Here is a 21,671-nt window from a genome sequence, read left to right on the forward strand (position 1 = left end):
CTTCCACTATTTTTGTCTCCATGGGCTTTTGGATGATCTGAACGATCTTGTTCCCCAAGCCATTGAGCAGCGCATACAACAGCACTACGTGAAATGCTAATACCAGCCCCATGCCAAGGAACTTCTTACCCGGCTCTTGCTGGCGATCTGAAAAATCCATTAAAACTCCTCCCGAACCACTAGTTCTATTTCTACTATTTGACCCAAGTCAAAACGTCTCAAACAAAAAAATAATTATAAATGTTACGAGGCACTATACGGCGCATTAATTCGACCGTCACACATAAAACCATTTATAAATCAACTGGGAGCAGAAAGACCAAAATATATTTGTAATTTTCAATGAAAACGACTCATACAATTTTGCAAACCACTCATATCCTACGGTTCAATTCACATTCACCGAATTGAAATGCAATACCAAAAACTTGGTTTTTATTTTATTTGCTCGTTTTTGCTATTTTTTGTGACAACCGAACTTAACCAATAATCGCTTATATTTATACAAGTTGGTTTACATAAATCAACAATCAATCCGACACGACATCGCTCGATGTTCCACCCACAAAATGAACTACCTGTAACTTTTGGTAAAAAAAGTATATTTTAAGAAAACATTCTGAAAATTTTTACGCCAAAATTTTCCAAAGGCGCATAAAACCATTTCTTGACGCCGTCTGTCAATACTTTCACAACAGTTTTTCACTGAAATACAACATGGCGCATTTTGCCAAAAAAAAGAGACAAAAGGAAATGCATCTTTTTGTGCTTTGCAGCATATATTAACTGCGCTTAATTCTCATTTTTGAAGATTTCTTCGATAAATTTGCTTGGTACGCATATACAGCAAATAAAATTTCCTTTTTCACACAAGGGGGCCGCAAAACTCATAAAAATTGCGTTTAAATGGGAATAATTTTTAATGCACAACAGCAAAAAAAGATGCTTAGCAAACGTTTGCCACGTCATTTTTAGTAAAAAATTAAGGAATAATCCATTTTCGGATAGAAATTAAATTGATAAAAATTTTTGCTTTAAGTGCCCGAAGCACTGAAACATAGGCTAATGTTACGGCGCCATGAAAATGCGCCCTTCCCTAAGGAGTCGCGCCTACAAGCAATAACCAGGTTGTAACAAGCACTAACAAACCTTCACAGACCGTCAACAAGAACGGCATACAACGAATCTTCAATTCGTTGAAAAAATCACGAGCGGGAGATAAAGCTGTATGAAATACAAATTCGTATCAAAAAGGGACACTCGGTTGAATCTCGAAGGCACGCTTAAGAAAGTCATCGGTACTTTATCCGGAATATTTTTGATGGCGAGTGTTCCAATTATTTCATTAGGTATCTCTGCAGAAGCACTCGCACAAACGACAGCAACTAAGCTCAACAGTGCTAACACAACGGAATTCGCTGATCCAGACAAAGTATTACGGACCATTTTTCCGGTGGCCGAAACTGGCTTTGACCCGGCTGGCTCTCGAGATTTGTATTCTCACGCCATTGTTGAAGTTGTTTTCGAACGCCTGTATAGCTATGACTACCTGGCAACTCCAGCAAAAATTATCCCGCAGACAGCAGACGGCTTACCCGACATCTCAGCCGATGGCAAAACATACACCATAAAATTAAAAAAAGGGATTTACTTTACGCAAGACGAGGCATTCAAAGGAAGAACCCGTGAATTAACGATGAACGATTACGTGTATTCGATTAAACGTTTGATGGATCCACGTATCGCATCCAGCCACAGTTGGTTATTTGAAGGCAAAATCGTTGGTCTCGATGAGCTGGTAGCTAAAGCAAAAAAGACTGGAAAATTTGATTACGACGCCAAAATTGCAGGCATAGAAATTCCAGACAAATACACTTTACGTTTGCACCTGACCCGTCCTGACTTTAATTTACCAATGATTTTGGCTTACGTAGCGACTTCCGCTGTAGCGCGAGAAGTGGTAGAGCATTATCAGGATTTGCAAGGCTTAGTTATGGCCAATCCGGTCGGCACCGGCCCCTACAAGCTAACGGAATGGGTACGTGGTTCAAAAATGGTTTTGGATGCCAAACCAAATTACCGTCCCGTTTATTGGAACTTTCAAGGAAGTAACAATGCTGAAGATCAAAAAATAAGTGCTGCAATGAAAGGTAAACGGATTCCTCAAATTGGGCGCATCATCGTCACCGATATTCTGGAAGATCAATCCCGCCTACTCGCCTTTCAAAAGGATGAAGTCGATCTGTTTCAACTTTATGGGGGATTAGCACCACAAGCCATGCGTGATGGTAAATTAAAACCGGAATTCCAACAAAAAGGAATTCAACTATCACGCATAGTCGATCCGGAACTGACCGTTTATTACTGGAATATGAGAGACCCAGTATTCGGCGGTTTGTCTAAGGAAAAAATTGCGTTACGCCGTGCCATCGCAATGGCACACAATGTAGATGATGAGATTCGGATTGTGGATAATGGTCAAGCTGTCGCTTTAGAATTTCCCATTCCGCCGGGTGTCGTGGGTCACGATCCTGATTATAAAAGCAGTATTCAATATGACCCCGTTGCTGCCAACGCGCTGTTAGATAAGTTCGGTTATAAAAAAGGCGCTGATGGTTACCGTAATCTGCCTGATGGCAAACCGTTTCAAATCAATTACACCTCACAAACTGAATCGCGTGGGCATTTGCAAGCCGAAGTCTGGAAGAAAACCTATGATAGCGTTGGCATACGCATGAATGTGGAATTCCGACCATTCGCAGAGATTTTAAAAGCGGAAAAAGACTGTCATCTGACGCAACGTATTTCACCATGGATCGCAGATTATCCTGATGGCGATAATTTCATGCAATTATTTTACGGTGCCAACATTCATCTCAATAATGCAGGTTGCGTGGCAATTCCGGAATACGACAAACTCTATGAAGAATCGCAAAAACTTCCGGCTGGTCCTGAACGCGATTTGTTGTATCACAAAATGACACGCATCTTGGAAGTATACGCAGCGCAACGCATAGGCTATGCACGTTATCGCAATATGCTGTCGCAAGCGCGAGTTATCGGTTACAAAAAGCATCCGGTCATGTTGACGGAGTGGATGTATATCGATATCGACAAAAGCAAGTAACGAAGCAACCGAGTAAATACGTAACCAATTCTCTTGAATAAGATACTCGTGAATAATCAAGAAACGCCAATGAAGAATTTCTCATGATCACTTATATATTCCGCCGTTTATGGCAAATGGCACCGACGATGCTTGGTGTTATTTTGCTGGTCTTTTTCCTGTTTAACTGGGTAGGCGGCGACCCTGCCTATATCCTGGCCGGCAAAATGTCGAATCCGGCACAAATCGCTAACATCCGCACTCAGCTTGGGATTGATCAGCCCTACTACGTCCAACTGTGGATTTTCATCAAACAAATTGCCACCTTTAATTTTGGCAATAGTTGGAGCACGGGCGAACCGGTATCATCCATCATTCTGACCCGCTTAGGTCCTTCGCTGACGATACTCGTTCCATTAACCATTTTAGAAACGATGATCGCGATTGCGCTGGCTTTGGCAGTTGCGTTTCGTCGTGGATCTTTTACCGATCGTGCCGTAATGGTGATCTGCACAACTGCGATGTCTATCAGTATTCTGGTCTACATTATTGTGGGGCAGTATTTTTTTGCTTATCAATTAAATTTATTTCCAGTACAAGGCTGGGGCAATAGCTTTGCCGAAAATTTATTCAAGTATTCAGCGTTGCCGATTTTGATTAGTCTGGCAGTCAGCGTTGCGCCAAGCCTGCGCTTGTTCCGCACTTTTGTGCTGGATGAAGTGAATCAGGATTATGTCCGCACAGCCCGTGCCAAAGGCGTCTCTGAACATCGCATAAAATGGGTGCACGTGTTACGTAATGCAGCGATTCCTATCATCACTTATGTGATGTCCAATTTACCAGCTTTGTTGATTGGTGCATTTTTGATCGAGCGTTTTTTCTCAATTCCAGGCATTGGTCGAGAAGTAATTCTGGCCGTTGAGCGTAGCGATTTTCCGGTAATTAAAGCGATTACCGTGTACGTTGCTGCAGCCACGATGTTATTTAATTTGCTCACAGATCTGCTGTATCAGGCGGTTGATCCACGCGTTCAATTGAAATAAGGAATGAACATGCATCAAACGCTCTCACAGACAGCTTCTGGCACACACATGGATGATCCAAAACAAACTTCTCTTGGCCTATGGGCATTGGCATGGCGTCGATTACGCGCTGATAAAGTAGCGATGGTTGGGCTGACGATTGTCGCCGCATTTTTACTGACGATCGCGCTGTCATCCAGCGGCTTCATTGCCGCCGATTGGGAACAGGAAACTGGCGTTTCCTATGCACCTCCAAGTTTCACTTCCAGCACAGATAGTATAGACAGCAACCAGCATGACTCGCCAACGAGCAAGCATTCCGCAGTACAAGCGGAGGTTACCGATAATCCACTTGACCCTATACGTGATGTGATCAAAAGCCTGCGCCAGCAAGAAAATGGCACCAACGCGGTGATTGTCAATGATTACGGCATTCAAGATCCGATTGGCGCAGAAATGTCTGAAATCCGTACTGCCTTAGCAAAATCAGGCAAAGCGAAAATTGCGACACGTGCAGCCACCCTGCCCTTTGGCGCGGACAAATGGGGGCATGACATCATCAAAAAAACCATTAAGGGGGCAGAGACGTCCATCCTCGTCGGTATTATCGCCGCCTTTCTGGCAACGCTGCTGGGTACTCTATTTGGTGCGGTAGCTGGCTATTTTGGCGGAAAAATCGACGATCTGTTTAACTGGTTTTACAGCATTTTCACATCCATCCCTTACCTGCTGTTGATCTTATCAGTAGCAGCGGTACTACAACAAAAAGGGCTCTCAACGATTATTTTGATTCTGGCTTTTACTGGCTGGACTGGTCCTTTCCGATTAATGCGTGCCGAATACATGAAGCATAAAGCACGTGAATATGTATGGGCTGCAGACGCCATCGGTGCGTCACATTGGCGCAAGATGTTTATCCATATTTTCCCGAATGTCAGTCATGTGGCTTTGGTGCAAGTGTCTATTCTGGTGGTCGGCTTTATCAAATCCGAAGTCATTCTTAGCTTTTTGGGGTTTGGCGTGCCAGTCGGCACGGTATCGTGGGGCAGTATGCTTAATGAAGCGCAAAATGAACTGATCCTTGGTAAATGGTGGCAATTAGTGGCAGCAACGGCGGCAATGGCCGTGTTGGTCACCGCCTTTTCCTTATTCACCGACGCCTTGCGTGATGCGCTTGACCCTAAGCTGAAATAAGGACCGATATGAATACCCACTCTCAAACAGCAGCCTTGCTCAAAGTTGATAATTTACGCGTCTCTTTTCGCGTCAATAAAAAAGAAAACGTAGAAACCGTTAAGGGAATTTCGTTTGAGATTCCTTACAACGCCACCGTTGCCCTGGTAGGCGAATCTGGTAGCGGCAAATCTGTCAGCTCGCTCGCCGTCATGGGACTGTTACCGGCTGACACGTCCAGCATTTCCGGCGATAGCAAAATTACTTTTGAAGGTAAGAGTTTGCTGGAACTGAGTATCAGCCAGCGCCGTCAGTTATGCGGCAAAGATATCTCGATGATTTTTCAGGAGCCGATGACCTCGCTCAATCCGGTCTTTACGGTCGGGTTTCAGATCGCAGAAGTACTACGCTTACATATGGGCATGGATGCGAAGCAAGCGCGCGCGCGGGCAATAGAATTGCTTGATGAAGTTGGTATTCCTGACCCAAAAAATAAAATCGACGCCTATCCTAGCCAGATGTCAGGCGGCCAGCAGCAACGCGTCATGATCGCGATGGCAATTGCGTGTGAACCCAAGTTATTGATTGCCGACGAACCGACGACGGCACTGGATGTCACCATACAAAAACAGATTATCGATTTAATCAACGCTTTGCGTATCAAACGCAATATGTCGGTGCTGTTTATCACACACGATCTGGCACTGGTTGGTGAAATTGCCAGTCACGTGATTGTGATGCGTCATGGTGAAATCCGTGAAGCGGGTTCGGTTGAGCAAATCTTTGAGCGTCCGCAGGATACTTACACGCAGGCGCTCTTGCATTGCCGCCCTTCGCTCGATAGTCGCCCGTGGCGTCTGCCCGTCATTGCGGACTTCATGAATAATCAAGGTGCCTTACCAGAACAAAAAGAACGTCAGCGCGGCTTACGTGGTGATGAAGAAATTGTGCTAGAAGTTAACAACCTCGGTAAAAGTTTTTATACACGCGAAGGCCTGTTCGGTAAAAAAGAATTTAAAGCCGTCGATGATGTCTCGTTCAAACTCGCCCGCGGAAAAACGCTGGGCGTGGTGGGTGAATCTGGCTCAGGCAAGACCACTGTCGGCCTCTGCTTATTACGTTTGCATCAGGCGACCAGAGGGCAAGCGATTTTTGATGGCAAAGACATTTTATCGATGTCAAATAAAGATTTTTTACAATACAAACGCAGAATTCAAATCATCTTTCAAAACCCTTATGCCTCATTGAATCCGCGCTTTACCATCGGTCAAATTCTGATGGAGCCCATGCATATCCACCGCATAGGTAACAATGATAATCAACGCGCTGCCATGGCAAAACAATTGCTCGACAAGGTTGGATTACCCGTCGCCGCTTTTCATCGTTATCCACATGAATTCTCAGGAGGCCAGCGCCAGCGTATTGCAATAGCGCGCTGTCTGACCATGAAGCCAGAAGTGTTAGTTTGCGATGAATCGGTGTCTGCGCTCGACGTGTCTGTACAAGCGCAAGTTTTAAATCTGCTGCAAGATCTGCAAGAAGAATTTGGCTTGTCGTATATTTTTATTTCACATGATCTGGCGGTAGTCAAATACATCGCTGATCAGGTGATGGTCATGAACAAAGGCAAAGTGGTTGAACTAGCCAACGCCGATGATTTATACCATCACCCGCAACAGGCTTATACCAAGACCTTGCTAGGCGCTATCCCGCGCGGTTTGCAGCATGCTTAAAAATATAGACAGCTATTTATTTGAAAATTAGTAAAGGCTTTCATCGCGACAAAAATATAGTACTATCAAGACAATATTGCATTTTACACATTACCACCTTGTGAAAGCACAATCAGGGTGTAATAACAGAAGACGGAGCAAGACTTGGATGCCATAAAAAATTTGTTCAAAGAATTGATGCCAGCAGTCGACTTCTGTTCTATGCGCACCGTTGATGAACGCAGTGAAGAATTAAACGTCCGACAAAATGTCTTGCAGCCACTCAACAGCATGCGCAGCCATGGTGCGATGTTCACCGTGATTCATCAGGGTGGTTATGGTTACGCCGCAACCAGTAATTTGTCACGCAGCGGCGTAAAGCAGGCAATACAACGTGCGCATGACTGGGCAACAATGAGTGCGGGCAAATCAGTCACTGATTTTAGTACGATTCCACAATCGGCTGTGCAAGGTCAACATCGTGGTCCCAGCGCGCAAAGCTGGAACCGAAAAGAAATCATCGCACTATTGATGCAAGAATCACAGGCCTGTCAGATCGATCCCCGTGTCGTTGACTGGAGCGCCTCCATGTCGCGTATCAGCACGGATCAATGGTTCATCAGCAGCACGGGTGCCGATATCCAACAGCATTTTGATTATCTGATTCCGAATCTCAGCGTCACCGCCAATCAGGGTTCAGAAACTCAGACCCGCACCTTAGGCGGCCAATACAATGGTTTCTGTCATCAGGGCGGCATGGAAGTCTTGCAACGCGCAGGCTTTTACGGCTCCGGGCATAGAATAGCCCAACAAGCGATTGATTTGTTAAGCGCCCAAAACTGCCCTTCCGGACGCATGGATTTGTTGCTGATGCCAGAACAAATGATGTTGCAAATCCATGAGTCGATTGGCCACCCTCTGGAACTTGATCGCATCTTAGGCGACGAGCGTAATTTCGCTGGCACCAGTTTTGTGACGCCCGATATGTTCGGGCATTTCCAATACGGTTCGGCACTATTGAACGTCACACATGATCCGCAAAGAGCTGAAGAGTTTGCCAGCTATCGTTGGGACGACGACGGCACACCAGCCGAGAAAACCTGGTTGATCCGCGATGGCATTTTGCAGCGCCCTCTCGGTAGCGCACTATCACAAGCGCGCTCAGGCATGCCTGGGCTTGCCAATTCACGTGCATGCGATTGGAACAGACCACCGATTGATCGTATGGCAAATCTGAATATCGAACCCGGTAGCAGCAGTTTAACCGACATGATTGCGTCCGTTGAAAATGGCGTACTGATGAATACCAATGTGTCGTGGTCTATCGATGACTCACGTAATAAATTTCAATTTGGTTGCGAATATGGTCAGCTCATTCAGAATGGCGAACTCAAAGGTCTGGTCAAAAATCCCAATTACCGCGGTATCTCAGAAAGCTTCTGGCGCTCATTAAAAATGGTCGGCGATGCTTCCACCTACGCGGTCATGGGCACGCCGTTCTGCGGCAAAGGCGAGCCCTCACAAGTGATCCGCGTTGGTCACGCGTCACCGGCTTGCTTATTCGATCAGGTCGAAGTTTTTGGAGGAGAAGCCTGATGCAAGCCTATTTTCAGCAATTGACACACGCTCTACAACAACAGATATCTGATACCGAAAGTTTTACTTGCTGGTTGTCAGCGGAAGCAACCGATTTTGTCCGTTTTAATCGTAGCGCCATACGTCAGCCTGGTCACGTAGCACAAATCGTTTTGCGCTTACAACTACTCCAAGGCCAGACGCATGTCAGCAGCAGCCTGAATCTCTCAGGTGAGATGGAAAAAGATAGCGTCAGTGTCAGAGACACGTTAAATATGTTGCGCGAACAAATCGGCGATCTGCCTGCAGACCCCCATTTATTAATCGCATCTGACGTCAAGAATAGCAGCCACATTCAGTCGTCATCATTACCGGATGCGGAGCAAATAGTGGCTGATATTCTGGAAGCGTCTGCCAGTCTGGATATGGTCGGAATATTGACAACGGGAACTCAATACCGCGGCTTTGCTAATTCCCGCGGCCAACATAATTGGTTCGAAAGCAGAAACGTCAATTTTGACTGGAGCCTGTTTCACGCTGGCGACAAAGCAGTTAAATCCAACTATGCAGGTTTTAGCTGGGACAAAAACCAATTTCAGCAAAAATTTGAAGAAGCAAAGCAGCAATTAGCCTTACTGGCGTTTCCAGCCATCAGTATTCCACCAGGGAGTTACCGCGCTTATCTGACGCCGACGGCACTCAATGAACTATTAATGATGCTGAACTGGGGCGGCTTATCAGAAAAATCGTTGCGTACCCACCAAAGCTGCCTGCGCCGCTTGCATGCGGGTGAAGTCAGTCTGCATCCGCATGTGCATCTCAGTGAAGATAGTCTGGCAGGCCTGGAACCCGTGTTTCAGGCGCAAGGTTTTATTAAACCAGATCAAATTAAGCTGATTGACGCGGGTAAATTGGTCGGTAGCATGATTTCACCACGTAGCGCAAAAGAATATGGTGTTCAAAGCAATGGCGCAGATGACGCTGAGTCAGCTAAGTCTTTGCGTATGCAGGCTGGCACCTTAGCCATGAAGGATGCATTGAAGCAACTTGGCACTGGTATTTACATCAGTAATCTCTGGTATCTGAATTTTTCTGATCGCGCCAATTGTCGGATTACCGGAATGACGCGCTTTGCCAGCTTCTGGGTGGAGAATGGCGAGATCAAGGCACCGCTGAATGTGATGCGTTTTGATGAATCCCTATTCCGCATGTTAGGCGAAGATCTGCTCGCATTAACGAAAGAAACAGAAACGATCATGGATGATCGCTCGTATGGCGAACGCCACACCGGCGGCGCAATTTTACCGGGGGCTTTACTGAAATCGATGCGCTTTGTCCTTTGATAAAAAACGGACAGTCGTACGTTTTTTATGATGAAAAACACTGATGGGCCTGAGCGCATGAAATTGGTCAGCCAAGCTTGTTAAATAGAAACTCTTTGTTTCAAAGTCATGAACTTAGTATTTGCCCGATTTGCGCTTAACAACTACAATTCCGACCTATTGTCGTGAAACGGCTTGTCCGGACGCAACAAATTCTCGATATTCGGGTACATAAATAGATGTACTAGTGCGGCTAATGCAGCAAAATCGGCCAAAGCAGCTAAAACGTTTGTCGAGTATTCTGAGAATAAAAGAAATAAGGTTTCGCTGGCAAAGTGTCGCTGGCAAAAAGAATCCTGAAAAATTAGTTAGGTCTTACGCAAATCTAGCGTGCTTGCATGTGAAGTAGATGTGCGCGAGACCTATGAGTAAAGCTTGGATTGCGCTGCTATCGTCTTTAAAAGATGGGTAGGTAAAAACTAAGCAAAAACCACAGCGTAGGATTGGTGCAGGTTTCCAAGGCAATTTGCCCTGCAAGCCTTACCAGTATTACGATAAATACCTGGAGTTAACATGGCATTTCTGCAAGGCAAAAAAATTCTGATCACTGGTTTGCTGTCCAACCGTTCTATCGCTTACGGCATCGCGCAAGCATGCAAACGCGAAGGCGCTGAACTTGCATTCACTTATGTTGGTGAACGCTTCAAAGACCGAATCACCGATTTCGCTGCAGAATTTGACAGCAAACTGGTTTTCGACTGCGACGTCGCCAGCGATGAACAAATCGAAGCCGTATTCAAAGACCTAGGACAACACTGGGATCAATTGGATGGTCTGGTGCACGCTATCGGCTTCGCACCGCGCGAAGCGATTGCTGGTGAGTTCCTCGACGGTTTCTCCCGTGAAGCTTTCCGTATCGCTCACGACATCTCTGCTTACAGCTTCCCAGCAATGGCGAAAGCCGCATTGCCAATGTTGCGCGAAGATTCCGCTTTGCTGACTTTGTCTTATCTGGGTGCGATTCGCGCTATCCCGCATTACAACACCATGGGTCTGGCAAAAGCTTCCCTCGAGGCGTCTGTCCGTTACCTGGCAGAAAACCTCGGCAAAAAAGGTATTCGCGTCAACGGCATTTCTGCTGGCCCGATCAAGACCCTGGCTGCCAGCGGCATTAAAGATTTCGGTAAATTATTGGGTTTCGTGGCAGAACATGCACCACTGCGCCGTAACGTAACAATTGAAGATGTCGGCAATACTGCAGCTTTCTTGTTGTCTAATCTGGCTAACGGTATCACTGGCGAAATCACTTATGTTGATGGCGGCTTCTCCCACGTGATGGGCTTGAATGCGGAATCGTACAGCCAATAATTTCTGGCTTAAGATTTCAAAGTAAAAAAGCTGCGAGTGATCGCAGCTTTTTTACTTTCCGGCGCCAGGTTATATCTACGTCTCAGGGAAAAATCATAGGACTAAACGCCTTCGCTGCAATCGCAATCGTATCTCCAACACGCAAGTTCTCTACTTCATCCTGCGCAGCGATAATTTCCACAATATCCTGCCCGACTAACAGCGATAAAATAAACACCACGTCTTCTTTGCGTATCGCTAAAACCTGCGCTTGCAGTTGCAATTGACCTTTTAATTGCTGTTGCAAAAATACGGCGGATGGCGAGCCAGAACGAATCACTGCGCCTGCTTCAATCACAAACACCTGCTGCGATAATTTAAACACCTCAGCAATATCGTGACTGACCATGACCGTGGTCAGTCCAAACTCACGGTGCAAGGCAAGCAACTCATCCTGCAACTGCACGCGCAAAGTCGTATCTAGCGCAGACAAAGGCTCGTCGAGTAAGAGCAATGGTGATTTGCCATCAATCGCCCCGCTCAACACTCTTGCCAATGCACGCGCCAGCGCTACACGCTGTTTTTGTCCACCAGACAGATTCGCCGGTAAGCGATCTTGAAGCGCAGACAAGCCACTCAGTTCTAATAGCCGAGCCAAGCGATGTGCCTGTGACTTATCCAGTGCATACGCAACATTCTCAGCAACAGTCAGATTCGGGAATAAAGCATAGTCTTGAAACACCAACCCCAGTGAACGCTGTTGCGGTCGCAATGCGATCCGCTTATCGCTATCAAACCAGACCTCACCAGCGACTTCGATAACACCGCTATCAGGATGGGCAAGACCAGCCAACATGCGCAACAGCGTGGTTTTACCCGCACCTGAAGGGCCAAACAAAGTGACGAATGCATTGCATTCGATATGCATCTGCACGTTTAATTGCAAGCCACCTGTAGCACTAGCGAGATGTTTGCGACATTCAATTCTGATCATAAGCGCACCGTCCCTGCCCGCAGCAGATGAGCATGACGACGATTAATCAAATACACGATTAACAGCACGCTAAAACTGAGCACAAACAAAACGGCCGCATACAAATGTGCCGCCGGATAATTGAGGCTTTCAACTTCGTCATAAATCGCAATCGACGCCACTTTGCTGACGCCAGGAATATTCCCACCTATCATCAATACCACGCCAAATTCACCTATCGTGTGGGCAAAACTTAAAACGATGCCGGTCAAGATCGCAGGTTTAATATTTGGCAGCAAAATATGCCGCAAACTATACCAATCGGATTTGCCAAGAGTACGTGATGCCTCGAGCAAATTTGGCGGTAAATTTTGCAACCCTGCCTGAATAGGGTGCACCATAAATGGCAAACTGAAAATCATCGAACCGATAACTAATCCTGGAAAACTAAATACCAGCTTAATGTGCAGATATTGCTCCAACCAATGACCAAACGCATACTGCGGGCTGAACGCCAACAACAAATAAAATCCCAATACAGACGGTGGCAACACCAAAGGCATGCTGACCAAGGTTTCCAGTACAGGTTTAAAACGACTTTGTGTGTAGGCAATTTTGTAGGCAAGCGGGATGCCGCAAAGAATCAGCAAACAAGTCGTCCAGCTCGCTAATTTAAACGTCAACCACAGTGGTTGCCAATCAAGATCCATCATGATGAAATTTCCGTATCAGATAGAGCCTGTATCGTCATTTCGTTCGATTTCACTAACGCTTCGACTGTATCGCCTATCGCCAGATTTAAATGTGTCGCGGAACGGGTAGTGATGACGGAACTGATGGCAACAGCCTTGAAATCTTGAACGGCAATAACGACGCGCGTCAAAATCTGGCCTTTTTCTATCGCCAGAATCACGCCCGGTATACGATTGCGCAAACTAATCTGGCCTTGCAAATTTTTTGCAAGTGCAACTTCCGTTTCTTTAAACAAGACCTTGACTGACTGAGTCAGGCGCCATGTTGCGAGCTGATCTGGATGTCCCAGCAAAGTTGCTGATAAGCGCAAACCACCTTCTACGCTCACATCCACCAGCGCCACACTGCCATGTGCTTCGACCGCTGCGATCAACCCTGTCAATTGATTCATGGCAGCAAATAACCAAAACGTTCAAAAATCGCGCGCGCTTTGGCGGAATACAAGAAATCGTAAAACTGCTGTGCTGTTTTAGCGTGATGCTCTTTACCGTAATTTAAGATGACTGCACCTTGCGCAATCGGCTGGTAAGTTGACTTGGGCACATCAACCCATTTTCCCTGTCCCTGCATTTCCGGTGAAAGCACAACCGATTTTGCGGTAAAGCCCGCCTCTACTACGCCAGAATGAATATATTGATTGGTTTGTGCAATGCTTTCACCAAACACCAGTTTAGGCTGCAAGCTCTGATCCAACTTCAGTGCTGACAAGACTTTCATGGTTTCGCGTCCATAAGGTGCTGCCTTCGGATTGGCCACTGCGATATGTGCAACCTGATTGCTGGTCAGCGCCGATTGCCACTGCGTCAGATCGATATTTTTTGTTGTCCACAATACCAGCGCACCGTAGGCATAGACTTTTGGTGCAGCAGTGGCGAACCCATCTTTGTATAATTTTTCAGGAAACTCCATGTCCGCAGATAAAAACACATCAAATGGTGCACCATTACTAATTTGAGCGACAAATTTGCCAGATGAATTAAATGTGCCAACCAGATCATTGCCGGTTTCTTGCTTAAACGCAGTTTTTAAATCTTCAAACGCATATTGCACATTGGCTGCCACAGCAACGGAGATAGTTTCTGCATAACCCGCACCAGCGAGCGCGGACAAAGACACAAACAATGAACCGACGATCAGATTTTTGAATCTCAAATTTGCCTCCATAGATTACACTGTCGGACGACAGCAAAAACACTTGTAGTTTATCGGTATTTAATATGTCAGGCATCGTATCAGGCTCACTTGCTTTACTCAACGAAACTATGAAACCACCAAAGTACTTTTTACGACACTCATTGCGCCAGCAATGGAAAAAAGCGCTCATTGCCGTCTCTGCCGGACTCGTCAGCCTTTTCACTTCACAATCAGTAATAGCCAGCGCCACTTGCTCAGGCACATGGTCAGAATGGGAGCAATTCAAACGCACCTTCATCACCGCCGATGGTCGCGTGGTTGATCATAGCGGTAGCATCAAACCCACGGTGTCTGAAGGCCAGGCTTACGCGATGTTTTTTGCCCTTGCGGCTAACGACAAGGCTAGCTTCCAATCACTCCTGACATGGACCGAAAATAATCTTGCCAGTGGCGACCTGACGGCCCATTTACCAGCGTGGCAATGGGGACAAAGGCCAGACAATACTTGGGGTGTGGTCGACAATAACTCAGCATCTGACGCCGATTTGTGGATCGCCTATGCACTCGGGATTGCGGGTGAAGTCTGGAAAGATAAACGGTACACGGCCCTTTCAACACTGCTTGCCCAGCGTATACTCAGTGAAGAAACCGCAGAGTTGCCTCAACTTGGGCTAACGCTCCTACCCGCTCCCAAGGGTTTTGCATTAGCGAATAATCAGTGGAAGCTCAATCCCAGCTATACCCCACTGCAACTACTGCGTTGGTTTGAGCACAGCGACAAAGATCCGCGCTGGAAAAAATTAATTTCCTCGTCACTCAAAATTATTCTGGGCGCTTCGCCCAAGGGATATAGTGCCGACTGGATACTGTTCAATCCAGAACAAGGTTTTACGGTAGATAGCCAAGGCACAGAAAAAGGTTACGGTGGCTACAATGCGATCCGTGTTTATTTGTGGGCTGGCATGATGGCCGATAAAGATAGCGATCGGCCTATTTTGCTTAAAACCCTGCAACCCATGGCGAACTTAACTGAGAGCAAAGGCTACCCGCCAGAATTTGTTGATATCCAGACTGGCGAGGTTAAAAGCGTAGGAAGTAGCGGATTTTCTGCTGCCTTACTGCCTTTTTTGCATGCCAGCAAAAATACCAAAACATTGCAACAACAGCAATTGCGCCTGCAAGCATTACCAATCAAGCCCGATCTCTATTACGACCAGGTACTGGCCTTATTTGCCCAGGGGTGGTTGGATCAGCGTTTCCGCTTCCGCGCGAATGGCTATGCGGAACTGGACTGGCAAGGCGCATGTAAGCCAAAAAGCTAGTGTAACCAGCATAATCAACGTGTTAGGTGCAAATACTTCTGCGATATTCTTCAAAATCATGTATCATTCTGTTTTTGCACCGCAATAAATCGCAGCAAAAGAACTGTAGCATCGCAAGCCTGTGCTCATCCATCTGGATAGAGCATGTAAAAGCCCTCCCGCCCAGCATGTCTAGTCTCACCAAAGACATCATCCCGGCGCAAAGCTTTTGTGCCGAAATCTCATTGTCGTCCGTAGTTGGATTTTCTGTGTTCATTTCGTTTGGTTGGCGCTGCATTTTTGCGCGCGTTACGTTTGCATCGCGCTAAATTTTTACGAAAGAATTCCATGAGTTTTGAAGCACTAGGCCTCCACGTTAACCTGATCCGCGCATTGACTGACTCTGGCTACACCAAGCCAACATCGGTACAAGAACAAGCTATTCCTGCTGCGATTGAAGGTCGTGACCTGATGGTCTCCTCCCAAACTGGTTCCGGTAAAACAGCAGCATTCATGTTGCCAGCTTTGCACAAATTGATTTCCGCTGAAGTTGTCAGCTATGACAACAGCAAAACACCTAACCAGGAACGTCAATCGGCACGTTCTCGTGGTGATCGCCCACGTTTCGTTGCTGCAAAACCAAAAATGTTGGTACTGACACCAACACGTGAACTGGCTTTGCAAGTTACAACAGCGACTGACAAATACAGTGCTTATTCCCGCCGCATCAAGGCCGTATCGATTTTGGGTGGTATGCCTTACCCAAAACAAATGCAATTATTGTCCCGTAATCCAGAAATTCTGGTGGCAACACCTGGTCGTCTGATCGACCACATGGAATCTGGCAAGATTGACTTCTCCGAACTGCAAATGTTGGTTCTGGACGAAGCTGACCGTATGTTGGATATGGGTTTCATCGACGACATCGAAAAAATCGTTGCAGCTACACCTCCTACACGTCAAACCATGTTGTTCTCTGCGACATTGGATGGCGTTGTTGGCAACATGGCAAAACGTATCACGACTGAACCATTGATCGTTCAGATCGCCGGTTCTGCAAGTAAGCATGAAAACATTCAGCAAAAAGTCCACTTCGTGGATGATTTGTCGCACAAAAATCGCATGCTGGATCACCTGTTGCGTGACGTTTCTGTTGATCAGGCTGTGGTATTTACTGCAACTAAGCGTGATGCAGATACGATCGCAGATCGTCTGAACATCGCTGGTTTCGCTGCTGCCGCATTGCACGGCGACATGCATCAAGGCGCCCGTAACCGTACATTGGATGGCTTGCGTCGTGGTCAGATCCGCGTTTTGGTTGCAACTGACGTTGCTGCCCGCGGTATCGACGTACCAGGCATCACACACGTATTCAACTACGATTTGCCTAAGTTCCCAGAAGATTACGTACACCGCATCGGTCGTACTGGTCGTGCGGGTCGCAAAGGTCTGGCAGTTTCTTTGGTGAATCATGCAGAAAGCATGCACGTCAAGCGTATCGAACGTTTCACAAAGCAATTGATTCCTGTCGATGTCATTGAAGGTTTTGAACCAAAGAAAACGGCTGCACCATCGCGCTCTTCTACAGCACGTAAGCCAACCGGTTGGAAACCAGGCGACAGCCGCAAAACTGGCAACAACTTTGGCGCCAACAAGCCTGCACAACGCTCTTTCAGCAAACCAGCAGGTTCCGGTAACGGCACTGGCTCAGGTCCACGCAAAGAAGGCAGCGGCGGCTACAAGGGCAATCGCTCCAACGAAGGCAGCACACGTCGTTCATTTGGCGACTATTGATACCTGATATGCCAGACTGATAAGGTCAATATAGCCATTATCAGATAAGCCATATCATCAAAAAGCGATCACTTCGGTGGTCGCTTTTTTTATACTTAGAGAAATGATAAAAATCAGACCTAATCAGACCTAATAAGACCTAATAATACCTAACAAGCTCAATGGCTCTTTGCCATAAGTTTTATTGTGTTACCGCTAACCAGTCAATGTCGGGCGTATAATCAGATGTTTGATGAACGCCACAATAGAAAAAGCCATGACAACGAATACCGAGCCACCAATACGTTTAACCTCTTTTTCCCACGGTGGCGGCTGCGGCTGCAAAATTGCACCAGGCGTTTTGTCTGAAATTCTCAAAAAATCGACTGGCTTTCCGGTTCCACCCGCGCTCATGGTCGGCATAGAAACCTCCGATGATGCCGCCGTCTACAAACTCAATGATGAGCAGGCACTGATCGCGACCACTGATTTCTTCATGCCTATCGTCGATGATCCATTTGATTTTGGGCGCATTGCTGCCACCAACGCAATTTCTGACGTGTACGCCATGGGCGGCACACCTATCATGGCATTGGCACTGGTCGGTATGCCGATCAACAAGCTGCCTTTGGATATGATCGGCAAAATCATTCAGGGTGGAGAATCCATCTGCGCCGAAGCAGGCATTCCTATTGCTGGCGGCCATACAATCGATTCAGTTGAACCCATTTACGGTCTGGTCGTAATGGGTTTAATTCATCCATCTAAAGTCAAACGCAATGCCGACGCCAAACCTGGCGATAAGTTAATTCTGGGCAAACCCCTGGGCGTAGGAATCCTTTCCGCCGCACTCAAAAAACAAGCACTGGACGAGACTGGCTATGCAAGCATGATCGCCAGCACCACCAAATTAAATCGTCCCGGTCAACATCTGTCGCAACTCGTTGGCGTCAATGCCATGACAGATGTGACTGGTTTCGGACTGTTAGGCCATTTATTAGAAGTCTGTCGTGGTGCCAAAGTACAAGCGAATCTGACGATGCAACATATTCCGCGGCTAGACAAAGTCGAACAATTAGCAACTGATGGCTTTATCACCGGCGCTTCCGCCAGAAACTGGGCAGCCTATGGTGCCGACGTCAAATTACACACCGACATCAGCCCGGCACAGCAAGCATTACTCACCGACCCGCAAACCTCGGGCGGCTTATTGGTCTCGTGCGATGCTGGTGCTGTAGAACAAGTTTTAGCTATTTTCCGTGAGGGTGGCTTCTATGAAGCTGCCGTGATTGGTGATATCGTTACAGGATCACCTATCGTTGAAGTCAACCCCTGATGTTTTTGATATTGTCCACACTATGAATCAATTAGAACAACTCAAGCAGTACACAACTGTCGTTGCCGACACTGGCGATTTCCAGGCAATCAAGGCTTACACTCCGCGCGACGCGACCACCAACCCATCGCTGATTTTAAAAGCGGTACAAAAACCAGAATATAAGCATTTGCTGGAAAAAGCCGTTGCCGACACCAAAGGTAAATCGATCGACGAAACCATCGACCATTTGCTGATCGCTTTTGGCTTAGAGATCTTAAAAGAAATTCCAGGGCGCGTTTCTACGGAAACAGATGCACGCTTGTCTTTTGACACTGAAGCAACCGTCGCCAAAGGCCGTCAACTGATCGCCATGTACGAAGCTGCTGGCATTTCACGTGAACGCATTCTGATCAAGATCGCCTCTACTTGGGAAGGCATCCGCGCTGCGGAAGTTCTGGAAAAAGAAGGCATCCGCTGCAACATGACCTTGTTATTTAGTCTGGCACAAGCAGTTGCATGCGCAGAAGCGGGCGCGCAATTAATTTCACCGTTCGTTGGTCGCATTTACGACTGGTATAAAGCAAAAACCGGTCAGGAAATTTTCGGCGCCGATGACCCGGGCGTGTTGTCGGTTAAACGCATTTACTCGTACTACCGCAAGTTTGGTTACAAAACCGAAGTCATGGGTGCAAGCTTCCGCAATACGTCACAAATTCTGGAATTAGCAGGCTGCGACTTATTGACCATTAGCCCGGATTTATTGCAAAAACTGGCTGACTCTAGCAGTACCGTAACCCAAAAACTGAGCACAGAACTGGCTCAGGCATCGGATGTCAGCAAAATCGACATGAACGAAAAGGTTTTCCGCTTCCAGCTCAATGAAGATGCGATGGCAACTGAAAAACTGTCCGAAGGCATACGTGCATTCTGTGCTGATACAGTCAAGTTAGAACAAATGATTGCAGCAATGCGTTAATCGTTAATTAAACCCTTGCGCTAAGGCATCGCTAGGCTCGTACTGAGTTAGCACAAGAAAAAATTTGCTAAGCATGACAAAATAGGGATAGTCTGACTATCCCTATTTTTTTGGCAATGGCCATCGCATTGCCCTCAGCCGCACTGACCACCGAATATGAAAAAAATTCTCGACCTTAGCACCTGGAATCGCCGCGAACATTACCAATTTTTTTCGCAATTAGATGAGCCATTTCACGGCATTATTGCCGATGTCGATTGCAGTAAGGCATATGCATTCTGCAAACAAGAGCAACAATCATTTTTTCTGTATTACCTGCACAAAACCCTGATCGCCATCAATCACACCGAAGCCATGCGATATCGGATTGAAAATCAACAAGTGGTCGTGTATGACACTATCCACGTCAATGCCACGATTAGTCGCGCCGACCATACATTTGGTTTTTGCCCGATTTACTTCAAACCAGATTTTTCGCAATTTGCGCCTGAGGCACAATTGGCAATGCAAAAAGTGAAGGACAGCAGCGGACTATGCTTCAATGACGAATGCGCACGTGATGATGTGATCCATTTCTCGGCGATGCCATGGATTAAATTCACTGGGATCACACATGCACGCCAACTCGATGGCCGTGACAGTGTGCCGAAGATTTCAGTGGGAAAGTGTGAACAAAAACATGGAAAAATGCTGATGCCAGTCGGTACATTTGTCCATCATGGCCTGGTGGATGCGTATCACGTGCATCAATTTTTACAGCGTTTGGAAATAGAACTGCAATCATAAGACGCTACTCAGTAAAAAAAAGAATACGTAGTTTTCCTGATACGGAAGTCATTGAAAAGTCATTAATTTGTTCTACCATGACTTTACAAAAACAACAAAAAAGGAGATCAAATGTTAATAGAAAATCTAAATGGCCAACTGGCGCAATATCGTGCGACGTGGTTTATACGCCAGTCTCGTTATCGCTCACGCTTACTAGCAATGCCGCCATCGCTTTTTATGTACTGGCAAAAAACAGCGCAATTCGAATTTCCGGGCATTCCACAGAATGCCTTTTTTTTCGCCCAGGCGAGCGAAGGACTCATGAATTTTTTCGACTGCGTTACATGCAGCCAGCAAGCTTGCGCCCTGCCATCGAAGGCAGCCGACTCTGTATGGCATGCCTGGAATAAATTCTCATCCATTTCTCTCGATAAATTTTGCATGGAACATTTTGGCCGCACCATTCCACATATAGAACATTCGGATATGCCGGGCTCGATAGAAAATGCACTTGCCGTTTGTCTGGTGACCGCCAGAAGGTTAGATGGTATATCGGAAGTAAGTTCCGAAGTTCCGTCTTTATTCACCTTAGATCTACGCCTGAAAATGCCGTATGGATACGCGTATCAACACATCGCAGACAGGCTAGGATTTCAGCCTATAACCTCCAAAGGAAAAGCATCCGGCAGCATGCATTTCCCTCACAGTTTTCAACCAGCACAATTACTCGCCCTCGGACTAATCAATCAGTACACTTTCGAACAACTTCTTCAACCAAGCCTGGCGAGTAACAGAAATCGAGCAGCATCAAAAACGAATCATTCCTCGAGTGATGGCTCAAGCTGTGGTAGTTTTTCTATCGACAGCGGATCAAGCAGCGACTGTAGCCCTGGACATTCGGGCGACTGCGGCGGTTCTAGCTGCGGATCGAGTTGCGGCTCCAGCTGTGGCGGAGGATGCGGAAGCAGTTAGCTCTTAAACCCTCTGCAAGCAGAGATATTTGCACGATTAGCTGTTCCATTTAGACTCCCTGGCCGTTAATCGAACAAGTTCAATAAAAATCTCTAAAATTACAATGTGATTTCAATCAATCTCGCATTTCGCCAAAATCTAACACGATGCCGACGAATTTGATCCTCATTTTTTCGTCGGTATTGGGATGTATTTTCGTGTTTTCACGTGACTTGCTGATATTTTAAGCATTTCTTAGAAAGAATTTAATTGAGATTGACAGATTAATCTCTCAACAATCGCTCAATATCTCCACTTCGCCAACCTGCATCAATTGCATGATTGAGCGCATCCATCAGGAATTCGCTCGCTTTATCTTTTAAAATTGCTTTTTGCTACACAACCACCGGATTTCTTATTTTTTATTTCCAGCGAAATTTAGATCGATTAATTTAATTCACTGTATT

17 protein-coding genes are annotated in these 21,671 nt (G+C 46.4%); 13 read left to right on the forward strand and 4 right to left on the reverse strand.

Translation table 11 applies throughout. The features are described from left to right. Positions 1-1,264 precede the first annotated feature (1,264 nt). The 7 genes from ACO0KY_RS17905 (at position 1,265) to fabI (ending at position 11,278) form a co-directional block, all read left to right on the forward strand. Positions 1,265-3,127, forward strand: coding sequence for an ABC transporter substrate-binding protein (locus ACO0KY_RS17905; RefSeq protein WP_423048341.1), 1,863 nt, complete (start codon positions 1,265-1,267; stop codon positions 3,125-3,127). An 83-nt stretch (positions 3,128-3,210) separates the two neighbouring features. Continuing rightward, on the forward strand, positions 3,211-4,149 hold the full coding sequence (locus ACO0KY_RS17910; RefSeq protein WP_423048343.1) for an ABC transporter permease: 939 nt from the start codon (positions 3,211-3,213) through the stop codon (positions 4,147-4,149). Between the two features lie 9 nt (positions 4,150-4,158). Then, positions 4,159-5,322: an ABC transporter permease gene (locus tag ACO0KY_RS17915; protein WP_423048345.1), complete on the forward strand. Its 1,164-nt coding sequence runs from the start codon at positions 4,159-4,161 to the stop codon at positions 5,320-5,322. Between the two features lie 8 nt (positions 5,323-5,330). After that, complete coding sequence (locus ACO0KY_RS17920; protein WP_423048347.1) at positions 5,331-7,034, forward strand: ABC transporter ATP-binding protein; 1,704 nt, start codon at positions 5,331-5,333, stop codon at positions 7,032-7,034. Between the two features lie 177 nt (positions 7,035-7,211). After that, positions 7,212-8,609 carry a TldD/PmbA family protein gene (locus ACO0KY_RS17925; protein ID WP_423048418.1) on the forward strand — a complete coding sequence of 466 codons (1,398 nt, stop codon included), beginning with the start codon at positions 7,212-7,214 and terminating at the stop codon, positions 8,607-8,609. Beyond that, complete coding sequence (locus ACO0KY_RS17930; RefSeq protein ID WP_423048349.1) at positions 8,609-9,931, forward strand: TldD/PmbA family protein; 1,323 nt, start codon at positions 8,609-8,611, stop codon at positions 9,929-9,931. The genes ACO0KY_RS17925 and ACO0KY_RS17930 overlap by 1 nt, the downstream gene beginning before the upstream one ends. 552 nt (positions 9,932-10,483) lie before the next feature. Next, on the forward strand, positions 10,484-11,278 hold the full coding sequence (gene fabI / locus ACO0KY_RS17935) for an enoyl-ACP reductase FabI (protein ID WP_186914040.1): 795 nt from the start codon (positions 10,484-10,486) through the stop codon (positions 11,276-11,278). A gap of 82 nt (positions 11,279-11,360) precedes the next feature. Here the strand turns inward: fabI and ACO0KY_RS17940 are convergent, their stop codons facing one another. From ACO0KY_RS17940 to modA, 4 genes are read right to left on the reverse strand one after another with little or no spacing between them, the layout of a single operon-like run. Further along, complete coding sequence (locus ACO0KY_RS17940) at positions 11,361-12,251, reverse strand: ABC transporter ATP-binding protein (RefSeq protein ID WP_423048352.1); 891 nt, start codon at positions 12,249-12,251, stop codon at positions 11,361-11,363. After that, positions 12,248-12,943, reverse strand: coding sequence for a molybdate ABC transporter permease subunit (modB, locus tag ACO0KY_RS17945; RefSeq protein WP_423048355.1), 696 nt, complete (start codon positions 12,941-12,943; stop codon positions 12,248-12,250). Before modB ends, ACO0KY_RS17940 begins: the two co-directional genes overlap by 4 nt. Next, entirely contained in the window at positions 12,940-13,374 is a 435-nt protein-coding gene (locus ACO0KY_RS17950) for a TOBE domain-containing protein (protein WP_423048357.1), read from the reverse strand. Before ACO0KY_RS17950 ends, modB begins: the two co-directional genes overlap by 4 nt. After that, a complete protein-coding gene (gene modA, locus ACO0KY_RS17955) occupies positions 13,371-14,135 on the reverse strand; it encodes a molybdate ABC transporter substrate-binding protein (protein WP_423048359.1) in 765 nt (254 codons plus the stop codon). Before modA ends, ACO0KY_RS17950 begins: the two co-directional genes overlap by 4 nt. 65 nt (positions 14,136-14,200) lie before the next feature. Here modA and bcsZ point away from each other — a divergent pair, with 65 nt between their 5' ends. The 6 genes from bcsZ (at position 14,201) to ACO0KY_RS17985 (ending at position 21,225) form a co-directional block, all read left to right on the forward strand. Continuing rightward, entirely contained in the window at positions 14,201-15,439 is a 1,239-nt protein-coding gene (gene bcsZ / locus ACO0KY_RS17960) for a cellulose synthase complex periplasmic endoglucanase BcsZ (protein WP_423048361.1), read from the forward strand. Between the two features lie 327 nt (positions 15,440-15,766). Beyond that, positions 15,767-17,212: a DEAD/DEAH box helicase gene (locus ACO0KY_RS17965; RefSeq protein ID WP_422994205.1), complete on the forward strand. Its 1,446-nt coding sequence runs from the start codon at positions 15,767-15,769 to the stop codon at positions 17,210-17,212. Between the two features lie 256 nt (positions 17,213-17,468). After that, positions 17,469-18,527 carry a selenide, water dikinase SelD gene (selD, locus tag ACO0KY_RS17970; RefSeq protein WP_423048363.1) on the forward strand — a complete coding sequence of 353 codons (1,059 nt, stop codon included), beginning with the start codon at positions 17,469-17,471 and terminating at the stop codon, positions 18,525-18,527. A gap of 22 nt (positions 18,528-18,549) precedes the next feature. After that, positions 18,550-19,485 carry a transaldolase gene (gene tal, locus ACO0KY_RS17975; protein WP_423048365.1) on the forward strand — a complete coding sequence of 312 codons (936 nt, stop codon included), beginning with the start codon at positions 18,550-18,552 and terminating at the stop codon, positions 19,483-19,485. 156 nt (positions 19,486-19,641) lie between these two features. Further along, on the forward strand, positions 19,642-20,271 hold the full coding sequence (locus ACO0KY_RS17980) for a CatA-like O-acetyltransferase (RefSeq protein ID WP_423048367.1): 630 nt from the start codon (positions 19,642-19,644) through the stop codon (positions 20,269-20,271). A gap of 111 nt (positions 20,272-20,382) precedes the next feature. Beyond that, the gene (locus ACO0KY_RS17985) at positions 20,383-21,225 is read left to right on the forward strand and encodes a hypothetical protein (protein WP_423048369.1); all 843 of its coding nucleotides are present in this window, start codon (positions 20,383-20,385) and stop codon (positions 21,223-21,225) included. Positions 21,226-21,671 lie beyond the last annotated feature (446 nt).

This window comes from Undibacterium sp. Dicai25W (assembly GCF_049340505.1).
GTDB lineage: Bacteria > Pseudomonadota > Gammaproteobacteria > Burkholderiales > Burkholderiaceae_D > Undibacterium > Undibacterium jejuense.